At 68.5% G+C, this 14,692-nt stretch carries 15 protein-coding genes; 7 read left to right on the top strand and 8 right to left on the bottom strand.

Annotation, left to right across the window (positions count from 1 at the left end; all coding sequences use genetic code 11):
• Positions 1–51 precede the first annotated feature (51 nt).
• Positions 52–1,956, top strand: coding sequence for an alkyl sulfatase dimerization domain-containing protein (locus tag RIB98_05240; GenBank protein ID MEQ8840361.1), 1,905 nt, complete (start codon positions 52–54; stop codon positions 1,954–1,956).
• A gap of 9 nt (positions 1,957–1,965) precedes the next feature.
• On the opposite strand, the gene RIB98_05235 is transcribed toward RIB98_05240, so the two are convergent.
• Genes RIB98_05235 through RIB98_05215 form a run of 5 tightly spaced genes read right to left on the bottom strand, consistent with a single transcriptional unit; the run spans position 1,966 to position 7,074 of the window.
• Positions 1,966–2,868 carry a hypothetical protein gene (locus tag RIB98_05235; protein MEQ8840360.1) on the bottom strand — a complete coding sequence of 301 codons (903 nt, stop codon included), beginning with the start codon at positions 2,866–2,868 and terminating at the stop codon, positions 1,966–1,968.
• Positions 2,869–2,872: 4 nt separating this feature from the next.
• Positions 2,873–3,895 carry a potassium channel protein gene (locus RIB98_05230; protein MEQ8840359.1) on the bottom strand — a complete coding sequence of 341 codons (1,023 nt, stop codon included), beginning with the start codon at positions 3,893–3,895 and terminating at the stop codon, positions 2,873–2,875.
• 26 nt (positions 3,896–3,921) lie between these two features.
• The gene (locus RIB98_05225; GenBank protein ID MEQ8840358.1) at positions 3,922–5,664 is read right to left on the bottom strand and encodes a DUF2207 domain-containing protein; all 1,743 of its coding nucleotides are present in this window, start codon (positions 5,662–5,664) and stop codon (positions 3,922–3,924) included.
• 12 nt (positions 5,665–5,676) lie between these two features.
• Positions 5,677–6,135: a nuclear transport factor 2 family protein gene (locus RIB98_05220; GenBank protein MEQ8840357.1), complete on the bottom strand. Its 459-nt coding sequence runs from the start codon at positions 6,133–6,135 to the stop codon at positions 5,677–5,679.
• A 48-nt stretch (positions 6,136–6,183) separates the two neighbouring features.
• On the bottom strand, positions 6,184–7,074 hold the full coding sequence (locus RIB98_05215; protein MEQ8840356.1) for a glucosyl-3-phosphoglycerate synthase: 891 nt from the start codon (positions 7,072–7,074) through the stop codon (positions 6,184–6,186).
• A 72-nt stretch (positions 7,075–7,146) separates the two neighbouring features.
• Between RIB98_05215 and RIB98_05210 the strand changes: the two genes are divergently transcribed.
• From RIB98_05210 to lgt, 4 genes are read left to right on the top strand one after another with little or no spacing between them, the layout of a single operon-like run.
• A complete protein-coding gene (locus tag RIB98_05210) occupies positions 7,147–7,965 on the top strand; it encodes a L,D-transpeptidase (protein MEQ8840355.1) in 819 nt (272 codons plus the stop codon).
• 22 nt (positions 7,966–7,987) lie between these two features.
• Positions 7,988–8,872 (top strand): YihY/virulence factor BrkB family protein, encoded by an 885-nt coding sequence (locus tag RIB98_05205; protein ID MEQ8840354.1) that lies wholly within the window; start codon positions 7,988–7,990, stop codon positions 8,870–8,872.
• Between the two features lie 9 nt (positions 8,873–8,881).
• Complete coding sequence (locus RIB98_05200) at positions 8,882–10,663, top strand: acyl-CoA dehydrogenase family protein (protein ID MEQ8840353.1); 1,782 nt, start codon at positions 8,882–8,884, stop codon at positions 10,661–10,663.
• A gap of 12 nt (positions 10,664–10,675) precedes the next feature.
• On the top strand, positions 10,676–11,554 hold the full coding sequence (lgt, locus tag RIB98_05195) for a prolipoprotein diacylglyceryl transferase (protein MEQ8840352.1): 879 nt from the start codon (positions 10,676–10,678) through the stop codon (positions 11,552–11,554).
• Here the strand turns inward: lgt and RIB98_05190 are convergent.
• The gene (locus tag RIB98_05190; GenBank protein MEQ8840351.1) at positions 11,489–12,484 is read right to left on the bottom strand and encodes an aminoglycoside phosphotransferase family protein; all 996 of its coding nucleotides are present in this window, start codon (positions 12,482–12,484) and stop codon (positions 11,489–11,491) included. The genes lgt and RIB98_05190 overlap by 66 nt on opposite strands.
• A 91-nt stretch (positions 12,485–12,575) precedes the next feature.
• The gene (locus tag RIB98_05185; protein MEQ8840350.1) at positions 12,576–13,430 is read right to left on the bottom strand and encodes a serine hydrolase domain-containing protein; all 855 of its coding nucleotides are present in this window, start codon (positions 13,428–13,430) and stop codon (positions 12,576–12,578) included.
• Between the two features lie 58 nt (positions 13,431–13,488).
• On the opposite strand from RIB98_05185, the gene RIB98_05180 reads away from it, so the two are divergent.
• A complete protein-coding gene (locus tag RIB98_05180) occupies positions 13,489–14,007 on the top strand; it encodes an adenylate/guanylate cyclase domain-containing protein (GenBank protein ID MEQ8840349.1) in 519 nt (172 codons plus the stop codon).
• A gap of 12 nt (positions 14,008–14,019) precedes the next feature.
• Positions 14,020–14,310: an MGMT family protein gene (locus RIB98_05175; GenBank protein MEQ8840348.1), complete on the top strand. Its 291-nt coding sequence runs from the start codon at positions 14,020–14,022 to the stop codon at positions 14,308–14,310.
• Here RIB98_05175 and RIB98_05170 read toward each other — a convergent pair.
• Entirely contained in the window at positions 14,300–14,611 is a 312-nt protein-coding gene (locus RIB98_05170; GenBank protein MEQ8840347.1) for a hypothetical protein, read from the bottom strand. The genes RIB98_05175 and RIB98_05170 overlap by 11 nt on opposite strands.
• Between the last annotated feature and the right edge of the window lie 81 nt (positions 14,612–14,692).

Below are 14,692 nucleotides of genomic sequence, written 5' to 3'. Positions count from 1 at the left end.
GGGTACGTTCGCACCTCGGCGACGGTGGTGGCCCTGGGCAATACTTCCGGCATGAGTGATGACCCGCGCCAGCCCAAGCCCGCATCCGCGCACACGGCCGCGGTGAACGCCGCGCATGCGGCGGCGCTGAGGCTCGACGATGCGGGGGATCACGAGCGGGCGACGCGGGGCCTGATCGCCACTCACGACACCGGCATCATCGACGGTCCGATCGGGCCGGCCTGGAACGTCAATGAGTGGGACTTCCTGCGCGACGAGGCGACCCCGCCGGCGACGGTGCACCCGAGCCTGTGGCGTCACGGTCGCCTGAACGCGATCCACGGACTCTTCGAAGTGGCCGACGGGGTGTGGCAGGCCCGGGGCTACGACATCTCGAACATCACGTTCATCCGGGGAGACGACGGGTGGGTGATCATCGACCCGCTGACGACGTCGTTCACCGCCCGGGCCTGTCTCGACCTGGCCAACGCGACGCTCGGCGAACGACCCGTCACCGCGGTGATCTACACCCACAGCCACACGGACCACTACGGCGGGATCCTGGGCGTGACCGATCACGAGGCCGTCGCCCGCGGTGACGTCCGCATCCTTGCTCCCGAGGGCTTCATGGCCGAGGCGGTGGCGGAGAACATCATCGCCGGTCCCGCCATGGCGCGGCGGGCCTTCTACCAGTTCGGCATGCTGTTGCCGGTCGGCCCGACCGGGCACATCGACTGTGGTCTCGGCAAGGCCATCCCTCGTGCCGCCTCGGACCTGCTCGCGCCCACCGAGGAGATCTCGCTGACCGGCACCGAGCTGACCATCGACGGGGTGCGGGTGGTGTTCCAGAACACGCCGGGCACCGAGGCCCCGGCCGAGATGAACTTCATGTTCCCCGACCACGGCGCCCTCTGCATCGCCGAGAACTGCACCCACACGATGCACAACGCGCTCCCGTTCCGGGGTGCCCAGGCCCGAGACACGCTCAGCTGGAGCAAGTACATCCAGGAGGCCATCGACCTCTTTGCCGACGGCATGGACGTGATGTTCTCCACCCACAACTGGCCCCGTTTCGGCAACGACGACGCCCGCCGGTACCTCGAACAGCAGCGCGACATGTATCGCTGGCTTCACGACCAGACCATGCGTCGGGCCAACCACGGCATGACGCCGAGGGAGATCGCCGAGGACCTCACCGCGCCCGAGTGCTTCACCGCCCAGGGCCACACCCGCGGCTACTACGGCACGGTCAGCCACAACTCGAAGGCCATCTACCAGCGCTATCTCGGCTGGTACGACGGCAACCCGGCCAACCTCCACCCGCACCCGCCCGAGGCGAGCGGGGCGCGCTACGTCGCCGCGATGGGAGGCGCCGACAAGGTGCTCGCGCTGGCCCGGACCGCCTTCGACGACGGCGACTATCGCTGGGTGTGCGAGCTGCTCAACCATCTCGTGTTCGCCGAACCCGACAACGAGGCCGCCCGTTTGCTCCAGGCCGACAGCTTCGAACAGCTGGCGTACCAGTCCGAGTCGGGCCCGTGGCGCGACTCCTACCTGATGGGTGCCAGCGAGCTGCGGACCGGGAGCAAGGGGCTCGGGATCGGGATGCGGGCGGTGACCGACGAACTCGACGTGTCGATGCTCGTCGAGGTGATCGGGGTGCGGCTGATCGCCGAGCAGCTCGAGGGCGAGCGGTTCACGATGAACTGGCGTTTCACCGATCTGGCCGACGAGAAAGATCACGTGATCGGCATCGACAACTGTGCGATCCACCATCGGCCGTCGACGACCGACCCGGCCGCAGCGGCGACGGTGACGGCCACCAAGGCCAGGGTCGCCGAGCTGCTGCGAGGCGAGATCGATGTCGACGGCTTCATCGCTGCCGCCGACGTGACCATCGATCACGAGGCCCCGGTGCGGACCTTCCTTGGCGCGCTCGATACCTTCAGCGGCGTGTTCGGCATCGTCGAGCCCTAGCGGCCGATCTCAGGGTTGCCCGAACTCGTCGACCAGTTTCCTCCACGCTTTGTCGTCGATCCCCTCGAGTTGCTCGGCGAGGGCCGCCGGGTCGAGATCCCCGGTGGTTCGCACGGTGAAGATCACGCCGTCGGCCAGCCAAACCACGGCGTTTCCGTCGAAACCGAACCCGGCATCTTCGTCGTCGGCGACGAGCCATCCCTGCTCGCCCCGAACGGTCACGGGCTCTCCACCGCCGGCGAAGTAGCGAGCGCCAAGGAGGCCTGAAGGATCGCCCGGAGCGGCGCGAACGGTCACGCTCGTGGACTCGTCGTCGGTACGGCCGTAGGAGACGATCGACCGTTTGGCGCCGACCGAGTACGACCCGAAGGCGAGGAGGTCGTTGTCGACCAACAGGTCGAGCCCGTCGGTGTCGGCAAGCGAGGCCAGATGGCCGTCGAAGGTGAGCGATTCGGCGATGTCGATGAGCTGAAGCGTGTCGTAGCTGCGGCTCGCGAGCATCACAGACAAAGATTCGTTCTCCGCCCAGATGATCGAGGCAGGAACGTTCGGTCCCTGCGGCGCCACAGCAGCCCCGGCGTGTCCACGCACGGTGATCGGATCACCCAAGCCATCAAGGTCCTCGATCTCACCGCCATCGAAGGTGGCGAGCAGCAGGTCTCCGTCGGCGAACGGATCGTCGTCGGTCCCGGCGCCGAACAGGAGACCCTGGGACACTCCTGGGCCGTCGTCGACGAGGGTGACGTCGTCGGCGTCGAGGAGTTCGATGCCGTCGGGGGGATCGGGCCAGACGAGCCTTATCGCGGCCGGCGAGCCGTCGTCGCCCGTCGTGAGGGCGATGCCGACGAGCAGCGCGAACGCACCCACGCCGACGCCGGCGACCACGGTTCGCACCGGCGCATTGCGTTGCACCGTGCTACGCCATTGCCTGGATCTGTTCCTCGGTGCCGAGGACGATCAGGATGTCGCCGGACTCGACGATCATGTCGCCGGGCGGGTTCGTGACGAACCGGCCCTCGCGGCGCACCGCGACCAGGGTCGCCGACGGGCCGTCGTCGTCGAGGTGATCGACGGTCTTGCCCACGAATCGGCCGGTGGGCGTCGCCAGGACCTCGGCCATACGGACCTCGAGTTCGCGGTCGTGCATGACGACGTCGAGGAAGTCGGTCACCTCCGGCTGGAGCACCAACGCGGCCATCCGTGAACCGCCGATCTCGTGGGGGTTCACGACGCGGTCGACTCCCACCCGTTCGAGCTTGGCCAGCACGCCGGCACTGTTGGCCCGGGCCACGATGAAGAGACCCTCGTTCTGTGAACGAGCAGTGAGGGCGACGAAGAGGGTGTCGGCGTCGCTGTCGAGCGCCACGACGAGGGTGCCGGCTCGATCGAGGCCGGCTTGGGCGAGGACGTCGTCCTCGGTTGCTTCGCCCTCGACGGCATCGATGCCGTCGGGCAGCACGTCGAGGCTGATGGCCTTGCGGTCGACGATCACGACCTCACGTCCGGCTCGGTGCATTTCGGCGACGATGGCACGTCCGACCTGGCCGTAGCCGCAGACGATGACGTGGCCTTCGAGATGGTCGATGGTCCGTTGCATTCGTTGCCTCCGAAATTGGTCGTCGAGCTGGCCTTCGAAGAGAATTCCGAGGAGCAGACCGAGGGTGTAGAGCACGGTGCCGGTGCCGAAGAGGATCAGGATGATGGTGAAGGCCTGATACAGGTCGTCGATCTCGCCGGTGTCGCCGATCTCGCGATAGCCGACGGTCGAGACGGTGATGACGGTCTGGTAGACGGCGTCGAACGGATCGAGTCCGAGCGCGATGTAGCCGACCGTGCCGGCGACCAACACGAGGCCGAGGAAGGCCACGCCGATGCGGAATCGCCCCCATGCGTCGCTTCGGGCGTCGCGAATGCGCCGTCGGGCGGCGATCTCGACCATGGGCGCAGCCTAGGACCCGGGTCGACTCACCAGGAGCCGCCGCCACCGCCGCCTCCACCGCCGCCGGCTCCACCACCGCCGCCACCACCGGACGACGACGGTGCGGTCGAGGCAGTGGAAACGGCATGGGCGATGGCCGGTGCCGCGGCAACGAAGTGCATGTCGTGGTAGCCGCTGATCGACGACCCGGGCACGGCGGCCGCCGCCTCGACGGCCTTCTCCCAGCGGTCGACCTCGCCGAGCGCGACTGCCCAGGCGGTGTACTGGCGCAGGAGACCCATGTCGGCGGCCCGTTCGACGTGTTCGGCCTCGGAGTCGTGCAGGAACCGCCGGAACGACTCGATCCGGATCCACGCGCCCGAACCCTCGGCGGTGCGCACGCGCAGCTCCCACGAGCGGACCAGCCCGGCGACGCCCAGCCCGGTGACGGCGCCACCCACGGCGATGAGCGGATACCAGGCTTCGCCGGTGCGGTTCGACATCGCCGAGCCGATCGCGACCATGGCGGTGCCGGCGACGAGGGCGAGGATGCCGACGAGGATCGACTGAACGCGACGGCGCCGTCCACGCTCGTCCCACAGGCCACTCGACTCCCGCCACTTGTCCAGCTCGCTGCCGAGCGTCGTCCAGCCTCCGGCGAACGACGGGTTGTACTTCTCGAGGCTGATCACGCTGTCGCCGCCGAACATCGAATCGAGGATCTGGCCCACGGCGTGGTTGGGTTCGGCGGTGCCCCTACTGATCGACGGATCGTCGTCGTCGGAATCGAGGACGATCTCCTCGCGAATGGCCGCCTCGAGCAGCCACGCCGTCTTGTGGTCGTCGTGCACCCGCTCGAGATGGATCACCCCGCCCATGGCCGCGCTCAGGTCTCGCGGGGGCTCGAACTCGATCGTGGTCATCGACTGCAGTTCGTCGTGGTCCACCAGCCGGGTCGTGGCCGCGGCGGGCTGGTCGGGGCCGAAGGCGGCGTCGACCGTGCCGCCGTCCCACACCCATTCCCGTCCTGCTCGCCGAATCAGCGGCGAGGTGACGGCGGCGCCGAGCAGGAGCGTCAACGCGGCGATCAGGCCCGGCGCCTTCCACCCCGCACCGGGATCGGGCGCGGGCCCCGTCGGTGGTGTCACGGCGGCCGGGGCGACCGGGTCGCCGAGGGTGGCCCACACCGTCAGGAAGCGGGCGGCCTCGAGCTTGTCGTGACGGACGACGAGGTGGCCGGGTCCGACCACCTCCGCCGCACAACCGCCGGTGTCGCCCGCGACCCCGGTGTCGCACCTCACGTCGTTCAGCTCACGGTCGGACGTGACGTGGATCTCCACGTCACCGATCGGCACGCTCCAGCCGTCGCCGACCGCGTTCCACCCGAGACCCTGACCGGTGACGAGGCCGCCGTGGGGGTAGCCGAGCGTGTAGCGGTGGCGATTGCTGATGGTGGAGTAGGGATCACCGACCCGGATCTCGGAGCCCAGCCACCACGCGAGCACCTCGAACTGATCCGGCGCGGTGGGGGAGTCGACGGTGAACGGTGTCGACGGCCGCACGTCGGGGATCTGGCGCAGCAGACCGTGGCGGGGGTTGGAGCCGAAGTCGTAGTCGATGACCTCGGTGACCTGCGCTCGGCCGTCGGCGTCGATGTGGGCATGGGCCCAGTAGGCGCCGATGCGCTCCGTGTCGCCGGCGAACGCGGCACCCACGGCGACGAGGCCGAGCGTCGCCCCGAACAGGAGGATCCAGAACCGGTCGAGTCGCCGCCGTTGCGCAGGTTTCATCGATCGAGTCTGTCAGTCGTCGGACTCGAGTTCCTTCTTTCGCTTCAGGTATCCCTTCACCATGTCGCCGAAGTGCTGCGGGTTGTAGACGTCCTCCTCGTACTTCCACTTGCCGTTGCCCGCGTAGTGCAGGATCGTGATGTTGGCTTCCTGGTGGATCGACCCGTCACCCGGGTCGGCGAAGCGGTTCCACACACGGCAGATGATCCAGCCCTTGTCCTCGTCGACGGTGTACCAGTCGATGGGGAAGTAGATCATCTCGTTGTTCGGCCATGTGTCCATGGTCGTCTGGATCCATTGGTAGATCGCTTCGCGTCCACCGATCGTGCCGTAGTGATGCTCGATGTAGGTGGCGTCCTCGGTGAACTGGTCGGCCCACGCACGCCAGTCGTGCGAGGTGGCTGCCTCGAGCGCCCTCGCCTGGTACTTGTCGAACTCCTGCTCGAGTTCTTCTCGCGTCCAACGTCCCATGTCGTCCCCTTCAGGCCGGCCGTGTGCCGGTCGGGGACGAGTCTGGCGCTAGCGCCGGTACTCCGCCAATGACGCGAGCGGTGGGCGCTCGTCGACCATGACCTCGACCGGGGCCAGATCGGGGCGCAACAGGACCTGACTCCACTCCGGCTGCCACTCGACCTCCGCTCGGCGCAGGGCCACGTGGAGGATTTCCATCGCCTGCACCGACAGCTCGTGGAGCGGTCGGTTGCGATGGACGCGAACGCCGAGGTCGACCTGGGCGAGTCGCTCGACGCCGACTCGCGCCGCAATGTCGATCAGGAGGCCGGTCTCGACGCCGTAGCCCATGCTGAACGGCACCTGCTCGAGGATGTCCCGCCGGGCCGCGTACTCGCCGCCGAGCGGCTGGCGCACCGAGGTGAGGTGAGGGAACAGGGTGGCGAGGAGCGGTCGGGCCATCAGTTCGGTGGTGCGGCCCCCGCCGGTACCGCCGATCTCGGGTCGCTCGTAGTAGCCCTTGACCATTGCCACGGCCGGGTCGGTGAGCAATGGGCCCACCAGACCGGTGACACACGCGGGTGTGAACGACGTGAGGTCGGCGTCGATCCACACGATGAGATCGCCCGTGCACGCCGCGACGCTCTTCCAGAGCACGTTGCCCTTGCCCCGGCCCGGGCCACACTCCGGGAGAATGTCGGCGACCTGCACGACGGTCGCTCCCTCGGCGGTCGCGACGGCGGCGGTGTCGTCGTCGCTGCGGTCGTCGATGACCAGGATCTCGTCGACGAAGGTGTGGCCGTTGGACGCGAGGTGATCGTGGATGGCCCCGACGATCGTGCCGACCGTCGCTTCCTCGTTACGGGCGGGGATGCACACCGAGATCGTGTGATCGCCCTTGGCCTCCTGCAACATCGCCAGGGGAAAGTCGAGTGCGGAGTGGCTGCGAACCTCGGTCATGCCCGGCCCAGCGTAGGAGGTGCACGGCGGTGAGGGTTCACCCGGCGATGGTCGGTGCCGATGATCCTTACGATGGACACTGTGCCGAACCTGCTCCGCCGATTCGTCGCGCTCGCGCTGGCGCTCGCCGTCGTTCTGGCCGCCTGCGGCACCGAGGCCGAGCCGCCGGCCACCAGCCCTGCCCCCACCAGCCCTGCACCCAGGGCGGTCGCACCCACCAGCACGGTGGAGACCACGACGACCGCGGCGCCGGCCACGACCGTCCCCGTCGACCCGTACGAGACGTTCGTGGCCAACATCGTGGACGAGGTGACCACGTTGGCGCTCTTCGTCGAGCCCGACGGCGAACCGGCCCGGCTGGAGTTCGCCATCACCAACCCGACGTACTTCGGCAACCCCCTCGCCCTCATGGTCACCGATCGCACCGCTGACGGCCGATGGCTACGGGTGCAGGTTCCGGTGCGGCCGAACGGCACCGAGGCCTGGATCCGGACCGAGGACGCCGAGGTCACGTCCCATCGTTTTCGGGCCGAGGTCGACCTGACGGCGCGGGCGCTGACAGTGTGGAACGGTGAAGAGGTGGTGGCCGAGACCTCGGTCGTCATCGGGACGCCGACGACGCCGACGCCGGTGGGGAGGTTTTTCGTGAACGACTTCGTCGAGAAATGGGAGGGCAGTGCCTACGGGCCCGACATCTTGAGCCTGTCCGGTTTCTCCGAAGCGCTCGAGACGTTCGGAGGCGGTATCCCTGTGATCGCCATCCACGGCACGAACCGCCCCGAGCTGATGGGCGGGGCCCATTCCAACGGTTGCATCCGGATTCCCAACGACATCGTGGCCGCGCTGGCCGAGACGGTGCCGGTCGGGACCCCGGTCGAGATCCTTGCCTGAGGTACTCGACGCTCGGTCGAGGTTGCGCGACGCGTGGGACTGGTCCTTCGCGGCGGTGAAGGAACTCGTCGACGAGTGGTCCAAGGACCGCGTCGGCGGACTGGCGGCGGAGATCGCGTTCTTCGCCCTGCTCGGCTTCTTCCCGGCCGTGGTTGCCCTGGCCGCAGCCCTCGGATCGGCTGACGCGATCATCGGCGAGAACACGGCGGCCGATGTCGAGACCTGGTTGGTCGACCAGATGGTCGGCATCTTCGGAGGTGACAACAGTCTCGAGAACACCGTGCGCGACCTCTTCGACGGAAGCAACGGCAGCGCCCTCACGGTCGGTGCAGTGATCGCCGTCTACGCCGCCTCCCGGGGTTTCACCGCGGTGGTGCGGGCGCTCGACGTCGCATACGACCACGGTCATCACCGCAGCTGGTGGTCGACCCGCCTCGTCGGTTTCGGCCTGACGTTGATGACGGTGATCGTGGCGGCCCTCGTGCTCTCCCTGATCGTGGTCGGCCCGCTGTTCGGCGAGGGCAGCGAGCTGGCGTCGGACCTCGGGATCCCGGCGGTCGTCGGCACCATGTGGGACTGGCTGCGGTGGCCGGTCGTGTTCGTGGTGCTGGTGCTGTGGGCGGCGAGCCTCTACCACGTTGCGCCGAACCACACGTCGCCCTGGCGCTCGGAGATTCCCGGCGCGGTGATCGCCGCCGTCTGGTGGTCGGCCGTGTCTGTCGGGTTCAGCACCTACCTCTCGGTGGCCAGTTCCGGCGCCAACGCGATCTTTGGTCTGCTCGGCGGGGCCATCAGCCTTCTCTTCTGGCTGTACCTGATGTCGATGGGCCTGTTGCTCGGCGCCGAGATCAATTCGATTCGCGCCGTGCGCCTCGGCCTGGATCTGGATGCCGGACGCAGTGGCTAGCCTCGAATCGTGTCTGACTATCGAGCCCCCATCGACGACATCCGTTTCGCGCTACGCCACGTGGCCGGTCTCGAGGAGGTGGCTGCGCTCGACGGGTTCGAGCACAGCGACTCGGCCACCGTCGAGGGTCTGCTCGACGAGGCGGGCCGATTCTTCGAAGAGGTCGTGGCGCCACTGAACCGTGTGGGCGACCAGATCGGGTCCGTTCGCAACGACGACGGCACCATCACGGTCCCGCCGGGCTTCGACGAGGCCTATCAGCGTTATGTCGAGGCCGGATGGAGCACGGTCGGCTTCCCGTCCGCCTACGACGGTGGCGGGTTCCCGTGGCTCGTCAACCTCTCGCTGCAGGAGATGATGACCTCGGCGAACCTGGCGTTCTCGCTCTGTCCGATGCTCACCCAGGGGGCGATCGACGCCCTGCTCCACTACGGAACCGAACAGCAGAAGGAGACGTATCTGCGTCACATGGTGCTCGGCGAATGGACGGGCACGATGAACATGACCGAGCCCGAGGCGGGCTCCGATGTGGGTGCGCTCACCACCAAGGCGGTGCCCAACGACGACGGTTCGTGGCGCATCACCGGTCAGAAGATCTACATCACGTGGGGCGAGCACGACATGACCGAGAACATCGTTCACCTCGTGCTGGCCCGCACGCCGGACTCACCACCCGGCACCAAGGGCATCAGCCTTTTCGTCGTCCCGAAGTTCCTGGTCGACGACGACGGCTCGTTGGGCGAACGCAACGATGTCCAGTGCGTGTCCATCGAACACAAGCTCGGCATCAACGCCAGCCCCACCTGTGTCATGGCATTCGGTGACAACGGCGGGGCCACCGGCTGGCTTCTCGGCGAGGAACGTCAGGGCATGCGGGTGATGTTCACGATGATGAACAACGCCCGTCTCGCCGTCGGCCTCGAGGGCGTCGGCGTGTCGGAGCGGGCATATCAGCAGGCCCGGACCTTCGCGAACGAACGACGTCAGGGCCGCGCCGCCGGGGCCGACCCCTCGTCACCGTCGCCCATCGTCGACCATCCCGATGTCCAGCGGATGCTGCTCGACATGCGGTCGGGCACGGCCGCGATCCGCGGGCTCTGCTATCGCACGGCGGCGGCCACCGACAAGAGCGAGCACGGTGCCACCGAGGCCGACCGGAACGACGGCGCCGCCATGGCAGCGTTGTTCACGCCGCTGGCCAAGGCGTGGTCGACCGATCTCGCCTGCGAGATCACGAGTCTCGGCGTGCAGATCCACGGCGGCATGGGCTACATCGAGGAAACGGGCGCCGCGCAGCACTTCCGGGATGCCCGCATCACCCCGATCTACGAGGGCACCAACGGCATCCAGGCGATCGATCTGGTCGGTCGCAAGGTGCCGATGGACGGTGGCGACGTGATCCGCCGGCATCTCGCCTCGATGAGGTCCACGGCCACCCGTGCGGCCGAGATGGCGTCGCTGGCGCCGGCCGCCGCCCACCTCACCGCAGCCGTCGATGCCCTCGACGCCGCGACCTCCTGGCTCCTCGACGTCGGCGCCACCGCGCCGGCCGCCGTCCTGCCCGGGGCGACCAGCTATCTCGAGATGCTCGCGGTCACCACCGGCGGCGAGACCCTGATCGCCGGCGCCCTCTCGGCCGACGCCGCCGACGAACCCGATGCCGCCGACCGAGCGGTCATGGCCCGCTTCTTCGCGGCGAACCGGATGGCCCGGGTGCCGGGCATGGGAGCCGGGGTGACCGACCTCGGACCCGAACTCGCCGCGGCCCACGCGCGCTTCCTGACCGAATAGGGTTCCATTCGAATGAGCTTCGCGTCGCTGACCCTCGCGTCCTTCCCCAGTCCACCGAGTGAGGCGATCGAACTCGGTCCACTCAGCTTGCGGGCCTACGGTCTGGCGATCGCGTTCGGTGTGCTCGCCGGGGTGTGGCTCGCGCAGAAACGTTGGGCCGCAGTTGGCGGCGACCCGGACGACGTCGCCACGATCGCGATGTGGGCGGTGCCCGCCGGGCTCGTCGGCGCGCGGGTGTACCACGTCTTCACGGACTGGCGCTTCGACGATGGGATCGTCGAAGTGTTCAAGATCTGGGAGGGCGGGCTCGGCATCCCGGGCGGCATCGCGGGGGGCGTCCTGATGGCGCTGTGGGTGATCCGGCGCGAGGGCTACGACCGGTCGAAGATGCTCGATGCTGCCACCCCGGCGTTGCCGCTGGCCCAGGCGATCGGCCGCATCGGCAACTGGTTCAACCAGGAACTGTTCGGCGGGCCGACCGATCTCCCGTGGGCGGTCGAGATCGATCCCGAGTACCGGCCCGACGAGTACCCCGACGTCACGACCTTTCACCCGACCTTCCTCTACGAAGCCCTGTGGAACCTCGGGCTCGTGGTGTTCCTCATCTGGCTGGGCACCACCAAGCGGCTGCGCACCGGCGCCCTGCTGGCCGTCTACGTGGTCGGCTATCTCAGCGCTCGGCTCTGGCTCGAGACGGTGCGGATCGACGAGGCCACCGAGATCGGTGGCGTACGGATCAACATCTGGATGAGCATCATCGGCATCGTGGTGGCCGGTGCGTATCTGCTGTTGCGCGGCCGCCCTGTCAGCGGCGACGAGGACCCGTCAAAGGGTGCTGGCGCCGGCGTCGAGCCGGTCGAGGTGGCTGTTCCCGACGATGGTGCGTCGTAGCCGGTTCAGCGAGTGGTGTTCGTTGAGCCGGGACGCCGGCGCCGGCGGCGGGAACATCGTGAGATCACGGATGTCGTACGCGATCGCGTAGAGCCGCAGGCGGTCGAACTGCCGGGGCACGTCGAAGAGTTCCGGATAGTCCTCGCGAAGCCACCAGGGAATGTCGGCATAGTCGGCCGGTCGGGTGTGCGGCACCAGGTCGTCGCCGACGTGGAGCTGCGGAAGGCAACACATGCGCAGGAAGACGTCGAGGTCGACGTCGGCCGGCGCGGTGCGAGCCCATTCGAAGTCGAGGATGGCGGTGATGCGTTCGCCGTTCCACAACACGTTCTCGAAGGTGAGATCACCGTGGACGAGGAACTCGCTCACGAACGGCTCGATCGACGGTGTGAGGTCGAACACCATCCGCTCGACATCGTCGATCAATCCGCGGTCGACGTGGGCGAGCGATCGGGCCTGGTCCAGGGCGACGAGCAGTGACATCACCGGTGAGAGCGTCTCGTCGCGCAGCATCTGCGGGGCATCGATGGCCGGCAAATCGGCGGGCCCGGGCGTGTGGTGGAGCCGCCGCAGCTTCGCCGCCAGCTGGCGTACGGCCTCGCGTCGTTGGGTGGGTTCCATCGAGGGCCACCAGTGGGCCAGCGGCTTGCCTTCGATCCGCTTGAGCACGAGATAGTCCGCGCCCATCCGACCGCCGTACGCGACGACCATCGGGTAGCCGATCTCGTCGGGAAGACTCGGGCCGAGAATCGCCTCTCGTCGAAGTCGCTGGTTCGGCCGTCGGTTCACCCTGACCACGTGGGTGGGGGTGAGCCACACCTCGTTGGTGACGCTGCTGGCGGGCTCCAGCGAGACGGTCGAGTCGAGGCCGGCCTGCAGAAGGGCGTGGCGCGCCCGCGCCATGGCCATGGGGTTACGGCGTTCGTTCACGTCGCTCCGAGCACGCGCCTCGACAAGGCTGGATCCATGGGATCTCCATCGGCACCCACCCGCCCGAACTGAGCACGGGCTGCCGTACGGCTCATCCGCCTGGGTCGTTCGGCCCATTCCCGTGACCGGCCAACACGGCGGCGGAGAACACCGGCCACGTGTCGGCGGCCCACGGTCCGAACGGGCGATCGGTGAGGACGATCGCCGTGATGTCGACCTCGGGGTCGATCCAGAGCATCGTGCCGGTCTGGCCGAAATGTCCGTATGTGCCGGGCGAGTTCTGCGGTGCGGTCCAGTGGGGCTGCTTGTGGCCACGGATCTCGGGACCGAGCCCCCATGGGTTCGGGTCCTGGCGGCCGAAACCGGGGAGCACCCCGGCCAACTCGGGCAGATGGGGCCGGGTTGCGCGGTCGAGCGTGGTCCGATCGACCAGCAACGGGGTGGTCCAGGCGGCCGCGAGACGAACGAGATCGTCGACCGACGCATGCATCCCCGCGCCCGCCGACCCGTCGAGGCGGGTGCTGGTCAGCGCCAGTGGTTCGGCGACGGCTTCGTGGAGGTACGTGGAGAACTCGATCCCGGCCCGTTCGGCCAGGCGATCGGCGAGCATGTCGTAGGCGGCGGTCGAGTAGATCCGCCGGGTCCGGGGCAGGGTCATCGGCGCCGGCTCGTCGGGGGCGATCCCGCCGCTGTGGGCCAGCAGATCGGCGACCGTCGCGCCTTCGTCAGTGGCACTGGTTCCCGGGGTGACGATCTCGTCGAGCGGCAGCGTGCCTTCCTCGTGCGCTACGAGGACCGCCATCGCAGTGAAGAGCTTGCTGATCGATGCCAGGGCGAACGGTTCGTCGGTGGGCCCGAAGCGCTCCACGGAGCCGTCGGCGGCGACGATCGCGGCGGCGACCCGGTCGACCTGAGGCCACTCGGTGACCTGTTCGAATGCGTGCATGGGCGGATCCTCGGGGCGGGTGTCCGGTCGGTGTCGGTCCGAACACTAGGTTGACGTTGTGACTGAGACACCTGTCGCAACGACGCGAGTCGTCCGGACTTTTGCATTCATCGATCTCTCGGGCTTCACCGCCTACACCAACGATCGCGGCGATGACGATGCGGTCGACGTGTTGCGCCAGTTCCGGGTCGCAGTGCGCGAGGCCTCGTCGTCGCGCGGCGTACGGATCGCGAAGTGGCTGGGCGACGGGGCGATGCTCGTCGGCGTGGAGACCGAGCCGGTCGTCGAAGCGGTCGTCGACATCGAGAAGCGGATCAGCGCTGCCGACACGCCACTACCGCTGCGGGCCGGTATCTCGGTCGGGCCGGTCATCCTGTTCGAGGGCGACGACTACATCGGTCACGCCGTGAACATCGCCGCCCGGTTGTGCGACGAGGCCGCGTCGCACGAGGTGCTCGCCGTGGTCGAAGCCGGGGAGCGGCTCATGGGCAGCACCCGGGTCGAGCCCGCCGGCTCGCGGGATCTGCCGGGCCTGGATGATCCACTCCCGGTCGTGCGGCTGTCGGCGCGAGCCTGAACGGTCGGCTCCGTGCTCGCGGACGACCGTCAGGAGTGGACCGATTTCGAGCGGGCGGTCGGCGCCGTGTTGGATCGGCTCGGGCCCGGCGATCTGGTGACCTACGGCGAGGTCGCGGTCGAGGCGGGTTTCCCCGGTGCGGCCCGCGCGGTCGGTTCGGTCCTGCGACGCTCCGACGGGGTCTTCCCCTGGTGGCGGGTGGTCAGCGCCAGCGGGAAGCTGCTGGCCGGCCACGAGGCGGAACAGGCCGCGCGCCTGGCCGCCGAGGGCACCGAGGTGAGCGACGGTCGCATCAGGGGTTGAGCGAGCGCTCCTCGCTGAGCTGGGTCACGAGATCCCACATCGCCCAGAGCACCGCCTCGGCGTCGGACGCCAGCTCCGGGGTGTCGGCGGAGGCCAGGAGGGCAGTGTGGTCGTCGGTCCATCCGCCGGCGACCGCGGCGGCCGGGACGAGAGAGGACCAGTCGCCGTCGCGGTCGAGCACGACGCGCAGGGCGATGGTCAACTGCTCGCGGATGACGGTGATCTCCTCGAGCGGACCCGAGGTCGCCGAATCGAGCGATGTCAGGAGAGCTTCGGCTTGGTCCTTGCGTAGGCGGGCCACCGCCCCAGCCTGCCATCCGGGTACCCTTGGCCTCTCGATGTCAGAAACCGCCCCCCTCCCGGAATCCTTTGCGGCACTGGG

It is taken from the genome of Acidimicrobiales bacterium (assembly GCA_040219515.1).
Lineage (GTDB): Bacteria > Actinomycetota > Acidimicrobiia > Acidimicrobiales > Aldehydirespiratoraceae > JAJRXC01.
Note: the sequence above shows the minus strand (reverse complement) of the source record. Positions and strands in the feature narration are given on the sequence as shown.

What these genes read in the sequence shown, in the direction of transcription:
- RIB98_05240 (MEQ8840361.1), top strand. Translation starts at nt 52, where the DNA reads ATGAGTGATGACCCGCGCCAGCCCAAGCCCGCATCCGCGCACACGGCC.
- RIB98_05230 (MEQ8840359.1), bottom strand. Translation starts at nt 3,895, where the DNA reads ATGGTCGAGATCGCCGCCCGACGGCGCATTCGCGACGCCCGAAGCGAC.
- RIB98_05225 (MEQ8840358.1), bottom strand. Translation starts at nt 5,664, where the DNA reads ATGAAACCTGCGCAACGGCGGCGACTCGACCGGTTCTGGATCCTCCTG.
- RIB98_05220 (MEQ8840357.1), bottom strand. Translation starts at nt 6,135, where the DNA reads ATGGGACGTTGGACGCGAGAAGAACTCGAGCAGGAGTTCGACAAGTAC.
- RIB98_05215 (MEQ8840356.1), bottom strand. Translation starts at nt 7,074, where the DNA reads ATGACCGAGGTTCGCAGCCACTCCGCACTCGACTTTCCCCTGGCGATG.
- RIB98_05210 (MEQ8840355.1), top strand. Translation starts at nt 7,147, where the DNA reads ATGGACACTGTGCCGAACCTGCTCCGCCGATTCGTCGCGCTCGCGCTG.
- lgt (MEQ8840352.1), top strand. Translation starts at nt 10,676, where the DNA reads ATGAGCTTCGCGTCGCTGACCCTCGCGTCCTTCCCCAGTCCACCGAGT.
- RIB98_05185 (MEQ8840350.1), bottom strand. Translation starts at nt 13,430, where the DNA reads ATGCACGCATTCGAACAGGTCACCGAGTGGCCTCAGGTCGACCGGGTC.